The sequence below is a fragment of the Brachybacterium sp. 107 genome (genome assembly GCF_052379725.1).
GTDB lineage: Bacteria > Actinomycetota > Actinomycetes > Actinomycetales > Dermabacteraceae > Brachybacterium.
The window spans coordinates 515,941-535,862 of sequence record NZ_JBQSYW010000001.1 but is presented as its reverse complement, the minus strand read 5'-3'; the positions used below and the strand labels follow the sequence as shown (position 1 = coordinate 535,862).

Below are 19,922 nucleotides of genomic sequence, written 5' to 3'. Positions count from 1 at the left end.
CAATGGAAGGCATGTCACCGAGCATCAGCCGCCGCCGTGCACTTGCCGCCGCTGCCGCAGCGGGCCTCGGCCTGCCGGCAGCAGCGTCCCACGCAGCCCCTCAGTCCGGTCGCCGCGGTGGCCAGTTCGACCAGGTGCGCGTGGCGACCTACAACGCGTCGCTGAACCGTGCGAAGGCCGGTGAGCTCCTGCGCGATCTCCAGACCGGCAAGGATGCGCAGATCCGCGCGGTCGCCGAGGTCATCCAGATCAACAACCCCGACATCCTGCTGCTGAACGAGTTCGACGCCGACGAGGACGGCGCGGGCGCCGATCTCTTCCGCAGCAAGTACCTCGAGGTCGGGCAGAACGGCCGCACCCCGGTCTTCTATCCCTATTCCTTCTCGGCCCCGGTGAACACCGGCGTGCCCAGCGGGCTCGACCTCAACGGTGACGGCATCGCCGACGGCCCGGACGACGCCTGGGGGTACGGCGAGTTCCCGGGCCAGTACGGGATGGTCATCCTCTCCCGTCATCCGATCCTCACCGAGCAGGTGCGCACCTTCCAGAAGCTGCGCTGGGCCGACATGCCGAGCAACCTGCTGCCCACCGAGTACTACGGGGGGCACGCCGCCGATCTGCGGCTGAGCTCGAAGTCCCATTGGGACGTGCCCGTGCAGGTCGGCTCCTCCACCGTGCATGTGCTCGCCGCGCATCCCACCCCGCCGAGCTTCGACGGGCCGGAGAAGCGCAATCAGCGACGCAACAACGATGAGATCCGCCTGTGGGCGGACTACCTCAGCCCCGGTCGTCGCTCGCAGTGGATCGTCGATGACGCCGGCACCTACGGCGGCCTCGCCGCTCGCGAGAACTTCGTGATCCTCGGCGACTACAACTCCGATCCGGTCGACGGTGACTCCTGGCCGGGGGCGATCGACCAGCTCCTCACGCACCCCCGCGTGCGCGATACGAAGCCTCACAGCGCGGGCGCCGTCGAAGCGGCGGAGCAGGGCGGCGCGAACGCCGATCACGGCACCGATCCCCAGTACGACACGGCGGACTTCGGGGACACCCCGGGACCCGGGAACCTGCGCGTGGACTACGTGCTGCCGGCGAAGTCGCTCCAGATCGTCTCCTCGGCCGTGTACTGGCCGGAGTTCGGACAGCCCGGCAGCGAGCTGACCGGCACACATCCGTTCCCCACCTCGGATCATCGCCTGGTGCGGGTGGACCTCCAGGTTCGCGCCTGACCGATCCCCCGCCTGCCCGGCTGACAGGGCGGCTGTGCGGCTGTGTGGCTGTGTGGGCATGGGGTGCGCCGCCGCGTAGGCTCGCGCCATGACTTCCGCAGCGCTCGCCCCGATCATCGACGTCGCCGATCTCCACGAGGTCCTCGAGACCGCCGGGACCCGCCCCGTGCACCTCCTGGACGTGCGGTGGGCGCTCGACGGCTCCACCGGTCGTCACGCCTATCTCGAGGGGCATCTGCCCGGGGCGGTCTACATCGATCTCGACACGGAGCTCGCCGCGCCCGCCAGTGCGGAAGCCGGCCGCCACCCCCTGCCCGACCCCGAGGCATTCGCCGCCTCCCTGCGCCGCGCCGGGGTGCAGGACGGCTCGATCGTGGTCGCCTATGACGACACCAACGGGTCGCCCGCCGGACGCCTGGTCTGGATGCTGCGGGCGCTGGGTCATGACGCCGCAGTGCTCGACGGCGGCGTGGACGCCTGGGACGGCCCGCTGGAGACCGGTGAGATCCGTGCCGAGCCGGGTGACGTGCCCGCCCGGGCCTGGCCCGCCGCGCAGATCGCCACGGCCGACGAGGTCGCCGCCGGCGAGGCCCTGATCATCGATGCCCGTGCGCCGGAGCGCTACCGGGGCGAGATCGAACCGATCGACCCCCGCGCAGGGCACATCCCCGGGGCGGTGAACCTGCCCTTCACCGGGAACCTCTCCGAGGGCGCCCGCTTCCTCGGCCCCGAGGAGCTGCGCGAGCGCTTCGAGGCCGCCGGGGTGCGCCCTGATCAGGACACCATCGTCTACTGCGGTTCGGGAGTGACCGCCACCCACGACGTTCTCGCGCTGCAGCAGGCCGGGTACACGAAGGTGCGGCTGTTCCCGGGGTCCTGGTCGCAGTGGAGCGCCGATGCGTCCCTGCCCATCGCCACCGGCCCGAACCCCTGAGCGCACCGCGAGAGCCGTGCTCGCGGGGACGGCGCGCGAGACTTCTCGGCGGTGACTGGCCGGTGGTGGTCATCCCGCGGTGATCGCCCCGTGGTGACTGGCCGGTGGTGACTGCCGAGGGGCAGCTCAGACCCGAGGGTTGATCTGCCGGATGGCTTTCACGATCGCGAGGTGCCGGCTGCGCTGGGCCGCACTGTCGGCCTCAGGGGCATCCTGTCCGAGCACGGCGGCCCAGATCGGCACCATCTCCTCGTGGTACGAGTGCCCGTGCCCGCCGGTGACCTTGATCGACAGCGGCATGTCCGCCGCGATCTGCCAGAACGTGATCCAGGGGAACCAGCGCATCGCGGTCGTGACGTCGTGCCCGAAGCGCTGGCGCAGCCAGGCAGGCTCCTCCCACAGCAGCGAGGGACGCCACCAGACCACCGGGTCCGAGGGATGCTGGGCATAGACGACCCGCGGGTGCTGCCACGTCTCGTACAGCCCGCCGAAGTAGTTCCGGTGCAGGTCACGGGGACGGGTGACGACGCGGATATGGCGTCCGTGATCGATGATCGGGGCGATGGCAGGGGCTCCGGGGCGGCTGCGGGAGACGATCTCCCTCCACAGGGGGGTGAAGCTCGGAGTGCCCGTCCACACCGCCCCGTCCACCGAGGACAGCAGGTCCGGGATGTCCCGGAAGGCCGCGTTGCCGCCGAAGGACCCCAGGGACTCCCCGGCCACGAACAGGCGTGGCCGGGACCCTTCGGGCATCGCGTCCAGGCGCCGACGCACCGCACCGAACAGCTGGTTCCCGGCGCGCGGCGGGCTGCGGCGGTCCAGGAGATAGCTGAGGCCGCTGGGGTACACGGAGTACTGCAGGGACGCGGTGGCGCAGTTCCCGCCGGTGAGGAACTCGATCGCGGAGAGCGACCATTCCTGCAGCCACCCGGTCCCGGTCCCGGTGAACAGCACCAGCACGTCCCGGTCCCACGCGCCGGTGCGATCCAGCTCGGCGAGCACGGCCTGCACCGTCTCCTCCAACGAGCGCGACGAGGATTTCCCAGCGTACACCCGGATCGGTTCGATCGCCTCGGTGCCGGCTGTCCCGGAGTCGGCCGTCCCAGAGCCCGCTGCCTCCGCCCCGATGGTCGCGGCGATCGCCTCACGGGTGGGCCCGGCGGAGACGATCTTGCGCCCCGGTGCCCCGAGGGACTCCCAGGTCTCCGACGACTCGGGGCTGCCCGAGCGCAGCGGCGAGGTGGGCCTGGGCACGTCGGGCGAGATGAGCCGGTTGGCCGCCTCCGCGCGCTCGATCATCTGCTCGAGCACCCGCCCGCGCAGGATTCGCTCGGCGAGCACGGCCACGGTCGCCGTGGTGAGCAGGAGGGAGAGCACGGCGACCACCCGGGCCGGGAGGTAGGGCCGCAGCAGGGCGCGGTACATGTGCGCGGTGGCGATGACTCCGCGCACGCTCACCAGCACGCCGAGGGAGGCGAGCAGACCGCCGGCGGTGCCGACCACATGGGTGGCGAGATTCTTGGGCTGCTCCTGGACGAGATGGCTGATCTCCCGCTGACGCAGCACGCCACGCACCCACGAGTAGGCGGAGATGCTGAGCAGGGCGGCCGCGCCGAGCCAGCGGGCCCGCTCCCGGTGGTCCTCCGCGATCTCCAGCCGCAGCCCGAGCGCCCCGCTGACGCGCCGGACGACCTGCGTGGCGAGGACCCCGCCGGCGTACCCGTAGATCTGCGAGGCCCCGAAGTTGAGGGTCCACATCCACCAGGTGCGCGGCAGCATGCTCGGGGAGGTGGAGATCCACGTGGTCATCGAGGCGCCGAGGAACCCTCCGGTGGACAGCGGCCTCGCGATCGCGGTGCGGCGCACCCGGTGCTCCGTCCTCTTCGTCGCGCTGCGGACGAATCTCGCAGTGCTGCCGAGGGCTGTCACGAGGCTGGACAAGGACGAACCGGAGCCGAAGAGCATGGGGGAAGGCTATCGGAACGGCGCAGCTCGTCCCGTGGCCCGATCCGGAGTCATCGGCCGACGATCCGGAGACGATCTGGAGCCGAACCGGAGATGATCCGGGGAGTTCCGCGAAGATCCGGGGCAGCCGGAGACGGGTCGTGGGCATCCCCGGCACGGGCCGCGCGCTCGCCGTAGCCTGGGCACATGAAGATCCTTCTCCCCGACACCATGCCGCTGGCCCCCACCCTGCCCGAGGGCTGCGAGGCCGTCACCATCGACGCCCGCGCCGAGATCCCCGCCGAGCACTACGATGCCCAGGTCCTGGTGCTGTGGGGTCCGTCCGGCCGCCACCTGGAGTCCGCGGTGGACAACCTCGCGGACCTCCGCCTGGTGCAGTCGCTCTCCGCAGGGATCGACGGGATCCTGGCCGCCGGTTTCCGCGAGGACGTCGTCATCGCCGCGGGCGCGGGCCTGCACTCCCGGACCGTCAGCGAGCACGCCCTGGCTCTGCTGCTGAGTCTGCTGCGGCGCCTGCCAGAGGCCCGCGAGGCGCAGCAGCGTCATGAATGGTCCACCGAGATCGGCGGCCTGCAGCCGCTGCATCCTGAGGGCCGCGTGACCACCCTGATCGGCGCGAAGGTGCTGATCTGGGGCTTCGGGGAGATCGGGCAGACCCTCGCCCCGATGCTCACAGCACTGGGCGCCGAGGTGCGTGGAGCCGCCCGCAGCGCCGGGACCCGCAGCGGCTACGAGGTGATCGCCGAGGCGGACGTGCTCGCAGCACTGCCCGAGGTCGACGTGCTCATCGACATCCTTCCCGCCTCCGAGCAGACCGCCGGGGCTGTGGGGCGCGAGGCGCTCGCCGCGCTGCCCGACCATGCGATCTTCGTGAACGTGGGCCGCGGCGCGACCGTCGACCAGACAGCCCTGCGGGAGGCCCTCGAGGCCGGCACGCTGGGCAGTGCGGGGATCGACGTCACCGACCCCGAGCCGCTGCCCGTCGAGGATCCGCTGTGGGACGCGCCGCGCCTGCTCATCACGCCGCATGGCGCGGGGGGCCGCCCCGTCGGAGCCGACGATCGGATCAGCACCAACGTGGAGGCGCTCGCCGACGGCGGGGAGATCCTGCACGCCGCCGCCCGCTGAGGCCGCGGGTGGGCGATCGCCCGAGACATGACGAGGCCCGGTGGCAACAGCCACCGGGCCTCGTCATGTCAGACGGTGCGGCGCGGCATCGGGGATGCCGCCGCGCTCACTGGTCGCGCCGGAACGGGTTCCGCGGACCGCGTCGGGTGGGACCGGTCTCCGGGGGCGCACTGTCCTCCGGAGACACGATCGGGTGCTCGGCGGTGTAGGTCGACAGGTGCTCGGCGACCTGGGCTTCGACTTGTTCGGAGACCTGGGCCTCCACCTGGTGGTTGAGCTGGGCCTGGAACTGCTGGCCGTACTCACCCTCCAGATGCGACTCGACCCGGTCCCCGATGCCATCGGAGAACTTCTCTTCGACCCGGTCGCTGACCTGGTCCGTGAGCTCTTCGGAGTAGCGCTCCATGAACTCGCGCTGGCGGATGCGGAGCTCGAGGCGCTCGATGACCTTGACCTCGTGGCTGAGCGAGCGCCACAGGGAGATGGCCATGCCGATCATCACCACGGAGAACGGCAGGGCGGACAGCAGTGCGAGCGCCTGCAGCGCAGACATGCCGGACCCCTCGCCACCGGACAGCGAGCTCACCCAGATCAGCGACGCCGCGATGACGCCGGAGGTCGCAGCCCAGAAGATGCGCGTGATGCGAGGCGGGTTCGGGTCGCCCTTGTGGGCGATCATGTCCATCACGAACGCGCCGGAATCGGCGCTGGTGATGAAGAAGATCGACACCAGGATCACCGCGACGCCGGAGAGCAGGGCGCCGGCGGGCAGATGGCTGAAGGTGTCGAACAGCGCGGTGTTCGGGTCGATCGCCCCGGTGCCCCCGGTGAAGTCGACCTTGTTGAAGACCGCCTCGTACAGCGCAGTGCCACCCATGATCGTGAACCACAGGAAGGTCAGAGCGGTAGGCACCAGCAGCACGCCGGTGATGAACTCGCGCACGGTGCGACCCTTGGAGATGCGGGCGATGAACACGCCCACGAAGGGCGACCAGGAGATCCACCAGCCCCAGTAGAACGTGGTCCAGCCGTTGATCCAGCCGGCACCCTCGTCTCCGAGGAAGGGCATGGTCTGGAACGAGAGCTGCAGGAAGTTCTGCAGGTAGTACCCGATGTTCGAGACGACGTCTCGCAGCAGGAACAGCGTCGGCCCGAGGACCAGCACCGCGACCAGCAGGAGCGCGGCCAGGCCCATGTTGAGGTTCGACAGGATCTTGATGCCCTTGTCGACGCCGCTCGCGGCGGACAGGGTGGCCAGCGCGGTCACCACGAGGATGATCACGACCTGGACCCCGGTGGAGTTCGGGAGCACGCCGAGATGGTCGAGCCCGGCGGCGATCTGGTTCACGCCGAAGCCGAGCGAGGTGGCGATGCCGAAGAGGGTGCCCACCAGCGCGATGATGTCGATGACGTCACCGACCCAGGTGTCGGTGCGCTTGCCGAGGACGGGCTCGAGAGCCCACCGGATCGACACCGGGCGGCCCTTGCGATGCACGGCGTAGGCGACGGCGAGGCCGACCACGACGTAGATGGCCCAGGCGTGAAGGCCCCAGTGCAGGAAGGTCTGGCCCAGGGCGCGCTCGGCGCGGACAGGGTCATCGAATCCGGCGGCGTTCGGCGGGATGCCGGGGCCCGCGGTATCCGCGAAGAAGGTCAGCGGCTCTGCCGCGCCCCAGAACACCAGGCCGATGCCCATACCGGCGGCGAACAGCATCGCGAACCAGGAGAACAGGCCGAACTCGGGCTTGTCATCGTCCTTCCCGAGCTTGATGTTTCCCATGCGGCTGACCGCCAGGACGATCGCGAAACCGACGAAGCCGGTGACGATCAGGACGTAGTACCAGCCGATCGACTCCACGACGGTGGAGTTCAGCGTGGAGATGAAGTTGTTGAAGACGTCTGGCAGAGCCAGGGCGAAGACCACGGCGATGAGGATGATCCCGGCCGAGACGAAGAAGACGGGCTTGGACAGGGAATAGCCTGCCTGCGGGCTCGCGGCCTCGGTGTGGGGTGGAGAGGTCTCTGTCGGGGGGGGTCGACATGTTTTCTCGTTCCGATGGGGGATTGGGACAGGGAGCCCGCGTCCCACCGCGAGGAATACGACGTGCCTACGTGGGCACTTCAGGGGAGGACGGGCACATAGCACTGTAACGGCGGCACTGGATTCGGCATAAGCGACGGTGCCCGCAGAGGACCCCGCGATCGCTGCACCGTGGTCCTCCACACACCGTAGTCGACCCCGAGGTGTACCAGGTCACGACTTTGCAGCAGTCTCGCGGCACCGTGCGGTGAGGTGCCGTGAGACGCCGGGCAGTGCGGTGCTGTGAGGCACAGCGAGGTTCGGCCGACGAGCGGCCCCCATGTCATCCGACGAGGTTGCTGGCGAGCTCCTGGACGGCCCGAGCCGAGATCTCCGCGACCAGGTCGATCTCGAGGTGGAACTGCTGACCGGCGGCCGGGCCGCACAGATCCGAGACGGCGCGCAGAGCCACGAAGGGCACGCCGAGCTGCGCCGCCGTCCGAGCGCTCGCCGTGGTCTCCATATCGGCGCTCACGGCGCGCGGGAACCGCTCCCGCATGGGGGCGGCCAGAGGCGCGGTCACGAAGGCGTCCCCGGAGAGCATCAGACCTCGCCGGTGGCCGGCCGGTCCGGCCTGTGCGGCGGCCGCCTGCTCCGCGCGGTCCGCCCAGGCGGAGTCGGCCTCGTAGCGCTCGGGGCCGCCGGGGACCTGCCCGGGGGCGTAGCCGAAGGCCGTGGCGTCGGCGATCGAATAGGTGAAGTAGTCGCCGACGATCAGTGTGCCCACCTCGACGTCTGCCGCGAGACCGCCGCAGGATCCGGCGGCGACCACCGCGCGCGGGGCGTGGGCGAGGATTCCCCAGGTCGCGGCCGCAGCGGCCGCGGCGATCCCGATCCCGGTGGTGACGACCACGGTGTCCAGGCCGCCGAGCGCGCCGCGCACCGCCGTGACGCCGTCCACGAAGGGAGTCGGTACGGCGGTCGGATCCTCCATCCGGGAGGTCAGCGGCGCCGCCTCCTCGGGCATGGCGGCGAGCACCACGAGCGGGCCGGTCGCGGCAGAGGACGCAGAGGGTGCAGTGGGCGCAGTGGTCGCGGGCGAACCAGGGGAGGCGGGGGAGGACGTCATGCCTGAAGGCTACCGGCGGCGGAGCGCGTGACGTGGCGGAGGTGACCGGGTCCCAGCCACGTTCGTTAGGGTGGAGCCATCCGCAGCGAGGCGACCCCCGGGTCGCAGGTAGGAGGCAGTCATGGGTCGCGTCCGAGATGCAGTGGTCACCGGGGCACGGGCGGTCCGCCGGATCCCCATCCCGTCGGCCCTGACCCACCAGGCGCTGCGTGAGGCGCGCAGCCCGCACCCGCCCAGCCATGTGCTGAAGGCTCATGCGGTCGAGAACGAGATGATCGGCCGCACTCGCTCCGTCTGGCTCGACGAGCATCGCGCCGACCGCGGGATCATCATCTTCCTGCATGGCGGCGCGTATGTCTCCGGACCGTTCGCGAGCGACTGGGCCTGGCTGTCCCGCCAGGTCGAGGCCCGGGGCTGCGCCGGGCTGATGATCGATTACCGCAACGCCCCGGACCATCAGCACCCCGTCGCGCTCGATGATGCCGAGGCGGCGATCACCGCTCTGGCGGCCGACGGGCGCCTCGCGGACCAGCCGTGGATCCTGGCCGGCCAGCACTCCGGCGGCGGGCTCGCCTTCGCCGTGGCCCGCCATCTGCGCGACCGTTCCGACATCCCCGCCCCGGACGCCCTGATCGCGATGTCCCCCTGGCTGGACCTCGAGCTCTCCAACGCCGGGATCACCGAGACCGATCAGGTCGATCCGGTCCACGAGCGTCGGCTGCTGCGCGATGCTGCTCGGAGGTACGCGGGTCGCACGTCCCTGGACGACCCCGATCTGTCGCCGATCAACGCGGCCCTCGAGGGGCTGCCGCCGGTGCATCTGAGCGTGGGGACACGGGACCTGTTCCTCTCCGAGGTGCGGGTGGCGAAGCTGCAGCTCGAGGAGAGCGGCCAGGACGTGGCCTATCGGGAGATCAGCGGGCGGCTCGGGCTGCAGCTGGTCGCCCGCAAGGGCGAGGACATCGAGCGCGTGCACCGCGAGCAGGCCGATCTCATCGCCCGGGTGTTCGCGGAGCACTGAGGGTCGCGGAGCACTGACGGCCGCGGGGTGTCTGTCAGTTCTCGACGATGACCAGCGCGGCACCGGCGCGGCATGCCGGGGCCCAGCGGCGAGCCGGTATCGTGCGCACCAGCCCGGCGATCAGCAGGGCGTGGCCCACCGCGTAGAAGGCCATCACCCACACGGAGCTGTAGGCGATCGCCGCCCCGGGCAGGAACCAGTTCATCGCGAGCATCGAGCTGGACAGCAGGAACAGCGTCCCGCCGGTCCAGGTCAGGCTGTTCCCGCCCGCGGACAGGAAGGCCATCGTCGCCAGGGCCACCGCATAGGCGGCGACGGCTGGCAGCAGGGGGCCGGAGCCGTCCGCACAGGCCACGAACAGGCCGATCACGACGCCGCCGTACGGGATCGCGAGGGCGATGCGCATCGGATCACGGGTGCGGTTCCACAGCGGAGCCAGCGCCAGCGCATAGCAGACCAGGGCCAGCAGGAAGCAGAGCACCGAGATCAGCTGGACGTTCTCGGGGGCCAGCTGGGCGAGGCTGTCCCCGCCCCAGGCGAACACCAGGCCGAGCAGGGTCAGCGTGCTGGTGCGCGTGCGCCGGGGGAGAGCGGTCACCAGCACCGCGATGAGCAGCGGGGCGAACAGCGGCTGGGTGGAGCGCTGGAGCATCTCCGCGCCCGTGAGCAGTGCCCAGATGTGGACCGCCAGCACGAGGGCGTACACCACCCACAGGGCGATGTGGAGTGATCTGATCGGCGGCACCGGTCCAGGTTAGGAAGCATTCGGGCGGTGGACCAGGGGTTTTCTCACGCCCTGGGGCACGGTTGCGTAACAACCAGCCACGTTTTGGTCACGGTGACGTGTCCTGCCGTTCCCGAGGGGGCGACCGGCGCGGGTTGCCGCCGGTTGCCCCTCCATCGCCCGTGAAGGACGATCACATCTGCTGGGGGGCGTGCACACCGAGGGCGTCGAGCCCCTCGACGAGCACCTTCTCGGCGAGCTGGGCGAGGGCGAGGCGTCCGGCCCGCACCTGCTCGTCGGACTCCTTGAGGATGGGCGAGGCCTCGTAGAACGAGGTGAAGGCCTGCGCGAGGGAGAACAGGTAGGCGCACAGGCGGTGCGGCTCGTAGGCGGCGCCCACCGCGGTGAGCGTCGTCCCGAAGTCCAGCAGGTGGAGTGCGAGAGCGCGTTCGGCGTCGTTCTCCACCCGGGGGGCGTCGGCCGCGACCAGGCCCTGCGTCTCGGCCTTGCGGCTGATCGAGCGGATGCGGGCCACCGCGTACTGGAGGTACGGGGCGGTGTTGCCGGTCAGGGCGAGCATCTGGTCCAGGTCGAAGGTGTAGTCCGCGTCGTGCGAGGTGGAGAGGTCCGCGTACTTCACGCCGCCGATGCCGATGTCGTGGGCGATCTGCTCCCGCTCCGCCTCCGGCAGGTCGGGGCGCATCTCGTCGATGACGGTGCGCGCCGTGGTCACGGCCTCCTCGAGGAGCGCCATCAGGCGCACGGAGGAGCCGGAGCGGGTGCGCAGGATCTTGCCGTCCTCGCCGAGCACCGAGCCGATCTTCACGTGCTGGACGTCGACCTCGTCGCTCAGCCAGCCGGCCTCGCGGGCGGCGGTGAACACCATCTTGAGGTGCAGCTCCTGCGCGGTGCCGATGACATAGGCGATGCGATCGGCGCCGAGCGCGTCCACGCGGTGGCGGATCGCGGCGAGGTCGGTGGTGGCGTAGCCGTAGCCGCCGCCGGTCTTGCGGATGATCAGCGGCAGCGGCTGCTCGTCCCGGCCGATGAAGCCCTCGGGGAACACGCACAGGGCGCCGTCGGAGATCCGTGCCAGACCGTCGGCCTCGAGGATCTTGCACACGATCTCGAGCTGGTCGTTGTAGCTGGACTCACCGGCGAGATCGTCGTCGGTGAGCGTCACGTCGAGCATGTCGTACACACGGTGGAAGTACTGCTTGGACAGCTCCACCAGGCGCATCCAGATCTCGAGGGTCTCGGGATCGCCCGACTGGAGGGTCGGCACGCGCCGCCGGGCGCGGTCGGCGAACTCGTTGTCCTTGGCGCCGTCGGGGCCCGAGAACTTCGCGTTCGCCGCCTGGTAGAAGGCGTTGGGGTCCGTCTCCAGGAGCTTCGCCTCGTCGCTGTCCTCGCCCACGTCCAGGAGGTGCTCGATGAGCATGCCGAAGGGGGTGCCCCAGTCGCCGATGTGGTTCTGGCGCACGACACGATGGCCGAGCTTCTCCTGCGTGCGGACGATGGAGTCGCCCACGACCGTCGTGCGCAGGTGGCCGACGTGCATCTCCTTGGCGACGTTCGGCGCCGAGTAGTCCACGACCACGGTGTCGACCTTCTCGGGCACCGGGATGCCGAGGCGCGGGTCCGCGGTCAGCTCTGCGGTCCGGGCGGCGATCCACTCGGTGCGCAGGCGGATGTTCAGGAAGCCGGGCCCGGCGATCTCGGGGGTCTCGGCGATGTCGTCCAGCTCCACGGCGGCGAGGATCTCGGCGGCGATGTCGCGGGGCTTCTTCCCCAGGCGCTTCGCGAGACCCATCGCGGCGTTGCACTGGAAGTCCGCGAACTGGGACGGTCGGATGATCGGGTCCGCGTCGGCGTACTCGGGCCCGAAGGCGGCGGCGAAGGCGGACTGGAAACGCTCGGTCAGCGCGATCTCAGGTGCAGGCATGCCTCCAGCGTAGTCGGGGTGACGCACCGGATCCCGCGCCGTGGACGTGATGCTCGCCCGGATCCGCGGCGACATCGATGACGGGTTCCTGCCGGTGGGGCCGGGGGATCGCCCCCTGGCCGCACCGCGCGGCAGTGCCTAGGGTGGGGGCATGCGCACCGTACTGACCCTGATCCTGAACATCATCTGGTTGCTCACGGCCGGCTGGGCCCTGTTCCTGGGGTACCTGGTCGCCGGGATCCTCGCCTGCATCTTCATCGTCACGATCCCCTTCGGGCTGGCCTCCTTCCGGATCGCCGGCTTCGTGATCTGGCCCTTCGGGCGCGAGGTCGTCGACACCCACCGCGGGGGCGCGGCGAGTGCGGTCGGCAACGTCGTCTGGTTCGTCATCGCAGGCTGGTGGCTCGCGCTGGGCCATGTGGCGACGGCGCTCGCGCAGGCGGTCACGATCATCGGCATCCCGCTGGCCTGGGCGAACATCAAGCTGATCCCCGTCACCTGCTTCCCCTTCGGCAAGGTCGTCATGGATTCCGACTCCGCCCGTGCCCGCATGTTCCCCACGGCCCGCTGACCGGTGGCCGGCACCCCTGCCGTCGAGGAGGACGACTACCGGCAGCTCAGCGACCTGATCGCGGCCGGCCTGGCGATCATCACGACGCGCCAGGGCGGGCATGACGTCGCCGTCACCGTCGACTCCTATCTCGACGTCTCCTACGACCCGCCCACGATGCTCGTGGCCCTGTACGGCATGTCCCGCATCGCCGAGGCGGCCGAGGAGAGCGGCCACTTCTGCCTGAACGTCCTGGCCGCGGACCAGCAGCACCTCGCCGACCGCTTCGGGACGCCCGCCTCCCCGCTGATCGGTCTGCTCAGCGGGCTGGAGGTGGGCCGCACGGCCGACGGGGACGCGGTGCTGGGCGGTGTGCTCGCCCACTTCGCGATCCGGGTCGAGCAGGCCGTCGACGCCGCCACCCACCGGCTGCTGATCGGGCCCGTCGTGGAGCTGGGGGAGGGTCGCCCCGTGGGAGGGCCGGCAGTGCGCTTCGCCGGGGAGAAGCACGAGCTGCGCTGACACCCCGAGCGGACGGCACCGAAACTCCACCTCCCCGGCGCCGGCAGGCTGGACGCTGCCTTCTCACGTCTATGCTGGGCCGATGGAACGCTGCACCTCAGATCTGGCCCTCCGCACGTGAACCCGCTGCTGAAGGCCGTGCTGCGGCTGTTCGCCGCCCCGCGCGTGAACATGCGCGAGGACTACGAGAAGGTCCGCCACCTCCAGCGCCAGCTGGCCTCGTTGCCGCGGCCCCGCTATCGCTCCGCCTCCTGGCGCACCATCACCGGCGGCAGCGACAGCAGCATCCCGGTGCGTGTGTTCGCCCCGCACGAGAAGCGGCGCGAGGAGCTGCTGCTGTTCTTCCATGGAGGCGGCTGGGTGACCGGGGACATCGAGAGCTACACGCCGGCCTGCGCGACGATGGCCGAGCTGACCGGCGCGACCGTGGTCTCGGTCGACTACCGGCTCGCCCCGGAGCACCCCTTCCCGGCGGGCTTCGAGGACTGCTACGAGATGGTGCAGCGGCTGCTCGAGGATCCGGGCCTCGCCGGGCTCGACGGCTCGGACCGGATCGTGCTCATGGGCGACTCCGCCGGAGGCAACCTCGCCGCGGCGGTCTCCCTGCGGCTGCACGAGCTCGGGCATCGCGGGGTGCGCCGCCAGATCCTCCTGTATCCCGTGACCCACTGGGACCACGATCCGGAGACCTCCCCGTACGAGTCGGTGCGCCATCACGGTGAGGACTACCGGCTCACCAGCACCGAGGTGCAGGACTACATGCAGATGTACGTCCCCGACCCCGAGGCGCGCCGCGATCCGCGGGTCTCGCCGCTGATGGCGCAGGACCTCTCCGGGCAGCCCAGGACCCTCATGATCACCGCGGAGCTGGATCTGCTGCGCGATGAGGGCGAGGCGTACGCGCAGGCGCTCGCCGAGGCCGGGAACAGCGTGCGGACCCACCGGGTCGACGGCGCGCTGCACGGCTTCATCACGCTGCCCCGCTTCTCCCGCTCGCTGCGTGACGCGTACGAGGTGATCAACGACTTCCTCGACGAGGAGCTTCCCGACGCCGACGCCGACAGCACCCGCTCGGGGACCGTGCCATGAGCCGCCGTCGCTGGGTGCGGCTGGACAACGCCTCGAACATGTTCCTCGCGGCACGCAACGAGGTCGATCCGAAGGTGTTCCGGCTGGGTGCCGAGATGGATCACGAGGTCGATCCGCAGCTGCTGCAGGAGGCGCTCGAGGAGACCTACGAGAAGTACCCGCTCTACCATGCGGTGCTGCGACGGGGCGTGTTCTGGTACTACCTCCAGGACAGCGAGCTGAGGCCGACGGTCACCGAGGAGCGCACGGCGCCGTGCGCCCCGATCTATCAGGCGGATCGACGCTCGCTGCTGTTCCGGGCCATGCATCACCGACGCCGCATCTCCCTCGAGGTGTTCCACGCCCTCTCCGACGGCACGGGCGCCCTGTGGTTCCTCACCGATCTGGTCACCGCCTACACCCGGCTGAGGGTCCCGCCGGAGCCTGCTGCGTCGGACGGCCTTGCCCTGTCCGACGGCCCTGCTGCGTCGGACGAGCCTGCGGCCTCGCTCATCGATCCGACGCTGGAGCCCTCGCCGCGCGAGCCCGCGGCGAGGGCCGACGGGGCGGCATCGGGTGGGACCACAGCGGGTGAGGCGACAGCGGGCGCGGAGCCCGGCCACGATCTGACCACCGACTCCTTCGTGCACTACTTCCGCCGCCGACGTCGACGGCGCGCCGACGTCTGGGAGGCGCGGGCGGCCTTCAGCCGCGAGGCCGAGGCGGAGCCGACGGGGATCCCCGACGGGGCGCTCGCCACGGCCGATGTCCCGGAGCACAGCGCGGCGCCGCACTCCCCCGCGCGCACCGTGCACCGGGTGCGCGGAACCCGCACCCCGGACAGCCGCACCCGGGTCGTCGAGCTCACCATGCCCGCGAAGCAGGTGCTCGACCTCGCGCGCGCGGAGCGCGTCGCGCTGACGATGTACCTGACCGCCGTGTTCTTCGAGGCGGTGCGGCGCGCCACCGGGGATCTGGGGCGGGCCCCCACCCTCGCCGCCTCGGTGCCGGTGAACCTGCGCCAGTTCTTCCCCTCCACCTCGGCGCGCAACTTCTTCGCGACCACGCGGGTCGAGCACACCTTCGGCGAGGGGGACGACACCCTGGGCGCCGTCAGCCGCAGCCTCGAGCGGGCCTTCCGGGCCCGTGCCACAGCGGAGGCGCTCGAGGGGAAGCTGCGCCGCTTCCTGCGCTTCGAGCGGATGCCCGCGCTGCGCGTCATACCCCGCCCCGTGAAGGACGTGATCCTCGACCAGGTCAACCGGGCCAGCAACCGCGGTCTCACCCTCGCCGTGTCCAACCTGGGTCGGGTGGTCCTGCCCGAACCGGTCGCAGCGCACGTGGAACGGCTGATCTTCCAGGTCTCCGCGGTCCGACCCCAGTTCTGCGCGATCTCGCATGCCGGCGTGCTCACGGTCAGCTTCACGTCCCCGTTCCTGGAGACCGACCATGTGCGCGAGTTCGCGCGGATCCTCACCGCGTCCGGGGTCGACGTCACCGTGGCCGCCGCACGGGTGACGGAGCAGGAGCTGGCGGACGCCGGGGAGATGACCCCATGAGCCTGTGCCCGAGTTGCCTGGTCGATGTCGAGGGCGACTGGACGCGCTGCCCGCTGTGCGGGACCCCGGTGGTGGGGGAGCGCACACCGAGCCCGCTGCCGGACGTCCCGCTGCGATTCTCCCGCCGCCGGCTGCTGCGGGCGCTCGTGCTGGCCTCCCTCGGCGTCGTGCTCGCCTCCTTCGCCGTGCAGCTGCTGATCACCCCGGGTGTCTCCGGGCTGGGAGTGCTGCGGTCGATCTGGCTCGCGATCGCCGCCCTCTGGATCGTGGCGCTGATGGCCGTGCACAAGCGCCGCAACATCGCCAAGAGCACCGTGTACCTCGTGGTGATCGTGAGCCTGGTCAGCGTGTACTGGGACTACCTGCTGGGATGGAGCGCCTGGTCGTTGACGTTCGTGGTGCCGATCCTGTGCGCCTCCTCCCTGCTCGCCCTGATCCTCGTCGTGCGTCTGATGCGGATCGACCTGGCCGAGCACATCATCTACAGCGGCCTGATCGTGGTGCTCGGGCTGACCCCGATCGTCTTCCTCGCACTGGGGTGGGTCAGCGTCGCCCTGCCGTCCGCCCTGTGCGGCGCGCTCTGCGTGGTGGCGCTGGGTCTGCTGCAGCTGGCGCGCGGCGCGGAGGTGCGCCATGAGCTCGCCAAGCGCCTGCATCTGTGAGCCCCGCGCCGACATCTGCGCGGCCTGCGCCTGCCCCGTGCGGCGCGCCGCTGGGGGAGGGGGCGCTCGCCAAATTATGATCGGGAGCGCAAGTGCGCAGCCGGACGGGGAGGACTCCGTCGGCCGGTGCACGCGGAACCACGGAAGAGAAGGTTGATGGACAGCGATCGCCGGCGCGATGAGAACCAGGATGCGGACTGGATCTTCGCGACCGACGATCCGCAGACGCTCCCGACCGAACGGCTCCCGGACCGCGCCGAGTTCGACCGCTATGCGGCCCCTCTGCTCGCACGCCGCCGCGCCGAGGCGGTCCTGCCGCCCAGCGAGCAGATGACCACCGATCTCAGCGACCTCGACGGCGAGGCGCTGCGGGCAGGCTCCGAGCCCGAGGCGCGCACCGGCGCGATCCCGATGATCGAGCTCGACGAGGACGACGCCGATGCTGAGGGGGCTGAGGGTGCTGAGACGTCCGGGGCCTCCGGGGACGGCACGGATTCGACCGGTCGGGACAGCTCGAGGCGATCGACGGGGTCCCTGGGGCCGACGCACGATTCCGAGGTGCCGAGCGCGACGTCTCCGCTGCGGGCCCCGCGGGACCCGTCCTACGCCCGCTCCGGCACCACGCCGAACGCGGAGGACTCCGAGGATCCCGGTCGCGGGGTCGACGGCCTCGTGCTCCCGGAACGCTTCAAGGAACTCGGCATCTTCGACGCCCTGCGGGACGTCTTCGCCCTGATCTGCATGGTCACCGCGCTGACCACGACGTTCACCGTCGCCCACAGCCTGCTCATCGACGGTGTCGGCAAGGCCGCCATCGGCGTGGGCCTGGTCGCCCTCCTGGCCGTGCACCTGCTGCGCTGGATCCCCAAGGCCCCGCCGCTGACCGCGATCCGAGCGGTCCGCGTGATCGGGCTGCTGCCGGCGCTGCTGGTGGCGGTCGGCACCGTGGTGTCCGATCTGGTCCTCTCGCTCCCGATGCTCTTCGCCTCCCTGCCGGACGGGCCGCCCGTGGGCCTGGGCATCGGTGTCCCGCTGCTGCTGCTCGGCGCGATCATCGGGATCGAACCCCGCGCCCATGAGGGATACCTGCCCCAGGCCCGTGCCCGGCGCGTGGCCCGCATCGGGCTGGTCTGCGTGGGGATCGGCGCCGGCGTGGCCCTGCTCCTGGCGCTCGTGATGATCGTGGGCCGGATGTTCACCACCGGGTGGGCCTATTCTCTGCTGACCATCGGCGACACGGTGATCTCCGTGCTCCTGCTGGGGATCGTGCTCGCCTCGGCGCTGCTGCGCGAGCGCTCCTGGTACGTGTTCTCCACGGCCGCCGTGGGCGGTCTGGCGCTGGCCGCCCTCGCGGACAACACCCTGCAGCTGCAGTTCGCCGCGCCGCTCAGCTTCGCGACCGACTTCGTGTACCTGCCGTTCCTGTTCGCCGCGCTCGGCCTGATGATCTCCCGGTCCTTCGTGCGCACGATGCCGATCTCCTTCCGCCGCACCGACTGGCTCGTGTTCACCGTGCGGGCCTTCGAGTTCAGCGCCGTCCTGCACGTGGCCGCGGTCCTCTGGCACCTGCTGGCCGCGCTCGTCGCGACCACGGGGCTCGCCCCGGGCGGCACCGTCCTGCACCTCATCGACGCCGCCGTCTGCCTGTGCTTCGTGGCAGTCTCCCTGTTCGCCCGCACCTCGCTGCTGTCGCGTCCCGCGATGACCGCTCGCGCCAACGGCGTGATCTCGGGACTCATCCTCGTGGTCGTCGGCTTCCTCGACGTCATCGTGAACTCGCTCGCCACGGGCGCCGGCGCGGGCCTGGTCACCGGCGGCACCGCCCTCGCGGTCGGTATCGCCGCCGCCCTCATGCTCACCGTGCCCGCCCCGGTGCGCGACGAGTTCGGCGCCCCGGACATCGCCCAGATGTTCGCCGACTTCCGCTCCCGCGACGCGGGCAACGTCTCGCTGCTGAGCCAGGTCCCGGACGTCACCGAGGAGACGGCGCGCAAGAAGGTCTTCCCCGGCCGCTGACCGTCGGCCGCACGCACCCAGGCCATCAGGCCGTCCATTCCTCCACACCCCTGGGAGACCCATGTTCCGCTGGAGCCTGCACGGAGATGGCCGCACCATCGCCCCCACCGCGATCGTCCTGCCCGAGGAGCGGCTGGCCTGGCCGCTGACCATCGGGATCGGGGCCCAGCACGTCATCGCCATGTTCGGCGCCACGTTCCTGGTGCCGCTGCTGACCGGCTTCCCGCCCTCCACCACGCTGCTGTTCTCCGGCATCGGCACCCTGCTGTTCCTGACCATCACCCGCAACAAGGTGCCCAGCTACCTCGGCTCCTCCTTCGCGTTCATCGCCCCCATCACCGCCTCCACCCAGGCGGACTCGATGGGCGCCGCGCTCGGCGGTGTGATGGTCACCGGGCTGCTGCTCGCGGTGCTGGGCCTGATCGTGGCCCGCGTGGGCACGCGCTGGATCACGGTGCTCATGCCGCCGGTGGTGATGGGCTCGATCGTGGCGCTGATCGGCTTCAACCTCGCCCCCACGGCGTACGACAACTTCAAGCAGTCCGCGCTCACCGCGACGGTCACGCTGCTCGCCGTGGTGCTGTGCACCGCGCTGTTCAAGGGGATGCTGGGCCGGGTCTCCGTGCTGCTGGGCGTGCTGGTGGGCTACGTGGTGGCCGTGCTGCGCGGCGAGGTCGACTTCACGCCGGTGGCCGATGCCGCCTGGTTGGGCCTGCCCGAGTTCCACCATCCCGAGTTCAACCTCGGCCTGCTGCCGATGTTCCTGCCCGTGGTCGTGGTGCTGCTGGCAGAGAACGTCGGTCACGTGACGAGCGTGGGCCTGATGACGAACCGCAATCTCGACCACATGGTGGGGCGCACGCTCGCCTCCGACGGCCTGGCCACCGCCCTCTCGGCCGGTTTCGGCGGCTCGCCGACCACCACGTACGGCGAGAACATCGGCGTCATGAGCGCCACCCGCGTGTACTCGACCGCCGCCTATTGGGTGGCCGGCATCGTCGCGATCCTGCTCTCGCTGTCGCCGAAGGTGGGCGCCGCGATCTTCACCATCCCCGCCGGCGTGCTGGGCGGGGTGACCTTCGTGCTCTACGGCCTGATCGGCATCGTGGGCGTGCGCATGTGGGTCGACGGGAAGGTCGACTTCTCCCGCCCGAAGAACCAGTTCACCGCGGGCGTCGCCCTCGTGATCGGCATCGCCAACGTCACCTGGACCTTCGGGGGCATCCAGCTCACCGGCATCGCGCTGGGCACGATCGCTGCGCTGGTCATCTTCCACGTCATGAACCAGCTGGGTCGGGTCACCGGCACCGAGGTGGAGACCGAGCCGGCAGCGGTCGTGGAGCCGACGCCGCACGGCTGAGGAGACGCGCCGGCTGACCGCCCGACGGACTGACCTCCTGACGGTCGAGGCGCCCGCACGTCACGAAGTGTTCACGGAATTGAACAAGGG

Annotated in this window: 16 protein-coding genes; 11 read left to right on the top strand and 5 right to left on the bottom strand. The window is 70.8% G+C overall.

The features are described from left to right. The first annotated feature begins 11 nt into the window (after positions 1–11). Both ACT3UL_RS02355 and ACT3UL_RS02350 read left to right on the top strand, forming a co-directional pair. A complete protein-coding gene (locus tag ACT3UL_RS02355; protein WP_444576513.1) occupies positions 12–1,229 on the top strand; it encodes an endonuclease/exonuclease/phosphatase family protein in 1,218 nt (405 codons plus the stop codon). Between the two features lie 88 nt (positions 1,230–1,317). Then, positions 1,318–2,163, top strand: coding sequence for a sulfurtransferase (locus ACT3UL_RS02350; protein ID WP_444576512.1), 846 nt, complete (start codon positions 1,318–1,320; stop codon positions 2,161–2,163). A 126-nt stretch (positions 2,164–2,289) separates the two neighbouring features. On the opposite strand, the gene ACT3UL_RS02345 is transcribed toward ACT3UL_RS02350, so the two are convergent. Further along, positions 2,290–4,128 carry an alpha/beta hydrolase gene (locus tag ACT3UL_RS02345; RefSeq protein ID WP_444576511.1) on the bottom strand — a complete coding sequence of 613 codons (1,839 nt, stop codon included), beginning with the start codon at positions 4,126–4,128 and terminating at the stop codon, positions 2,290–2,292. Between the two features lie 186 nt (positions 4,129–4,314). Between ACT3UL_RS02345 and ACT3UL_RS02340 the strand changes: the two genes are divergently transcribed. Further along, complete coding sequence (locus tag ACT3UL_RS02340; RefSeq protein WP_444576510.1) at positions 4,315–5,256, top strand: NAD(P)-dependent oxidoreductase; 942 nt, start codon at positions 4,315–4,317, stop codon at positions 5,254–5,256. A gap of 106 nt (positions 5,257–5,362) precedes the next feature. On the opposite strand, the gene ACT3UL_RS02335 is transcribed toward ACT3UL_RS02340, so the two are convergent. Continuing rightward, positions 5,363–7,345, bottom strand: coding sequence for a BCCT family transporter (locus ACT3UL_RS02335; RefSeq protein ID WP_444576509.1), 1,983 nt, complete (start codon positions 7,343–7,345; stop codon positions 5,363–5,365). A 274-nt stretch (positions 7,346–7,619) separates the two neighbouring features. Continuing rightward, entirely contained in the window at positions 7,620–8,405 is a 786-nt protein-coding gene (gene mtnN / locus ACT3UL_RS02330) for a 5'-methylthioadenosine/S-adenosylhomocysteine nucleosidase (RefSeq protein WP_444576508.1), read from the bottom strand. A 121-nt stretch (positions 8,406–8,526) separates the two neighbouring features. Here mtnN and ACT3UL_RS02325 point away from each other — a divergent pair, with 121 nt between their 5' ends. After that, positions 8,527–9,426, top strand: coding sequence for an alpha/beta hydrolase fold domain-containing protein (locus ACT3UL_RS02325; protein WP_343923685.1), 900 nt, complete (start codon positions 8,527–8,529; stop codon positions 9,424–9,426). Between the two features lie 34 nt (positions 9,427–9,460). On the opposite strand, the gene ACT3UL_RS02320 is transcribed toward ACT3UL_RS02325, so the two are convergent. After that, positions 9,461–10,171, bottom strand: a complete 711-nt coding sequence (locus ACT3UL_RS02320; protein WP_444576507.1) for a lysoplasmalogenase family protein — start codon at positions 10,169–10,171, stop codon at positions 9,461–9,463. Between the two features lie 172 nt (positions 10,172–10,343). After that, positions 10,344–12,095, bottom strand: coding sequence for an arginine--tRNA ligase (argS, locus tag ACT3UL_RS02315; RefSeq protein ID WP_444576506.1), 1,752 nt, complete (start codon positions 12,093–12,095; stop codon positions 10,344–10,346). 151 nt (positions 12,096–12,246) lie between these two features. On the opposite strand from argS, the gene ACT3UL_RS02310 reads away from it, so the two are divergent. From ACT3UL_RS02310 to ACT3UL_RS02280, 7 genes are all read left to right on the top strand, one after another. After that, positions 12,247–12,666, top strand: a complete 420-nt coding sequence (locus ACT3UL_RS02310; protein ID WP_444576505.1) for a YccF domain-containing protein — start codon at positions 12,247–12,249, stop codon at positions 12,664–12,666. 3 nt (positions 12,667–12,669) lie between these two features. Next, positions 12,670–13,167: a flavin reductase family protein gene (locus ACT3UL_RS02305; protein ID WP_444576504.1), complete on the top strand. Its 498-nt coding sequence runs from the start codon at positions 12,670–12,672 to the stop codon at positions 13,165–13,167. Between the two features lie 117 nt (positions 13,168–13,284). Then, the gene (locus ACT3UL_RS02300; protein ID WP_444576503.1) at positions 13,285–14,256 is read left to right on the top strand and encodes an alpha/beta hydrolase; all 972 of its coding nucleotides are present in this window, start codon (positions 13,285–13,287) and stop codon (positions 14,254–14,256) included. After that, entirely contained in the window at positions 14,253–15,794 is a 1,542-nt protein-coding gene (locus ACT3UL_RS02295; RefSeq protein ID WP_444576502.1) for an alcohol acetyltransferase, read from the top strand. Before ACT3UL_RS02300 ends, ACT3UL_RS02295 begins: the two co-directional genes overlap by 4 nt. After that, complete coding sequence (locus ACT3UL_RS02290) at positions 15,791–16,456, top strand: DUF6320 domain-containing protein (protein ID WP_443335519.1); 666 nt, start codon at positions 15,791–15,793, stop codon at positions 16,454–16,456. Before ACT3UL_RS02295 ends, ACT3UL_RS02290 begins: the two co-directional genes overlap by 4 nt. Positions 16,457–16,612: 156 nt before the next feature. Further along, a complete protein-coding gene (locus ACT3UL_RS02285) occupies positions 16,613–18,472 on the top strand; it encodes a DUF7937 domain-containing protein (RefSeq protein WP_444576501.1) in 1,860 nt (619 codons plus the stop codon). A gap of 61 nt (positions 18,473–18,533) precedes the next feature. Next, positions 18,534–19,832 (top strand): uracil-xanthine permease family protein, encoded by a 1,299-nt coding sequence (locus ACT3UL_RS02280; RefSeq protein ID WP_444576500.1) that lies wholly within the window; start codon positions 18,534–18,536, stop codon positions 19,830–19,832. Positions 19,833–19,922: the final 90 nt, after the last annotated feature.

What these genes read in the sequence shown, in the direction of transcription:
- argS (WP_444576506.1), bottom strand. Translation starts at nt 12,095, where the DNA reads ATGCCTGCACCTGAGATCGCGCTGACCGAGCGTTTCCAGTCCGCCTTC.
- ACT3UL_RS02350 (WP_444576512.1), top strand. Translation starts at nt 1,318, where the DNA reads ATGACTTCCGCAGCGCTCGCCCCGATCATCGACGTCGCCGATCTCCAC.
- ACT3UL_RS02340 (WP_444576510.1), top strand. Translation starts at nt 4,315, where the DNA reads ATGAAGATCCTTCTCCCCGACACCATGCCGCTGGCCCCCACCCTGCCC.
- ACT3UL_RS02345 (WP_444576511.1), bottom strand. Translation starts at nt 4,128, where the DNA reads ATGCTCTTCGGCTCCGGTTCGTCCTTGTCCAGCCTCGTGACAGCCCTC.
- ACT3UL_RS02355 (WP_444576513.1), top strand. Translation starts at nt 12, where the DNA reads ATGTCACCGAGCATCAGCCGCCGCCGTGCACTTGCCGCCGCTGCCGCA.
- ACT3UL_RS02285 (WP_444576501.1), top strand. Translation starts at nt 16,613, where the DNA reads ATGGACAGCGATCGCCGGCGCGATGAGAACCAGGATGCGGACTGGATC.
- ACT3UL_RS02325 (WP_343923685.1), top strand. Translation starts at nt 8,527, where the DNA reads ATGGGTCGCGTCCGAGATGCAGTGGTCACCGGGGCACGGGCGGTCCGC.
- ACT3UL_RS02290 (WP_443335519.1), top strand. Translation starts at nt 15,791, where the DNA reads ATGAGCCTGTGCCCGAGTTGCCTGGTCGATGTCGAGGGCGACTGGACG.
- ACT3UL_RS02295 (WP_444576502.1), top strand. Translation starts at nt 14,253, where the DNA reads ATGAGCCGCCGTCGCTGGGTGCGGCTGGACAACGCCTCGAACATGTTC.
- ACT3UL_RS02310 (WP_444576505.1), top strand. Translation starts at nt 12,247, where the DNA reads ATGCGCACCGTACTGACCCTGATCCTGAACATCATCTGGTTGCTCACG.
- ACT3UL_RS02280 (WP_444576500.1), top strand. Translation starts at nt 18,534, where the DNA reads ATGTTCCGCTGGAGCCTGCACGGAGATGGCCGCACCATCGCCCCCACC.
- mtnN (WP_444576508.1), bottom strand. Translation starts at nt 8,405, where the DNA reads ATGACGTCCTCCCCCGCCTCCCCTGGTTCGCCCGCGACCACTGCGCCC.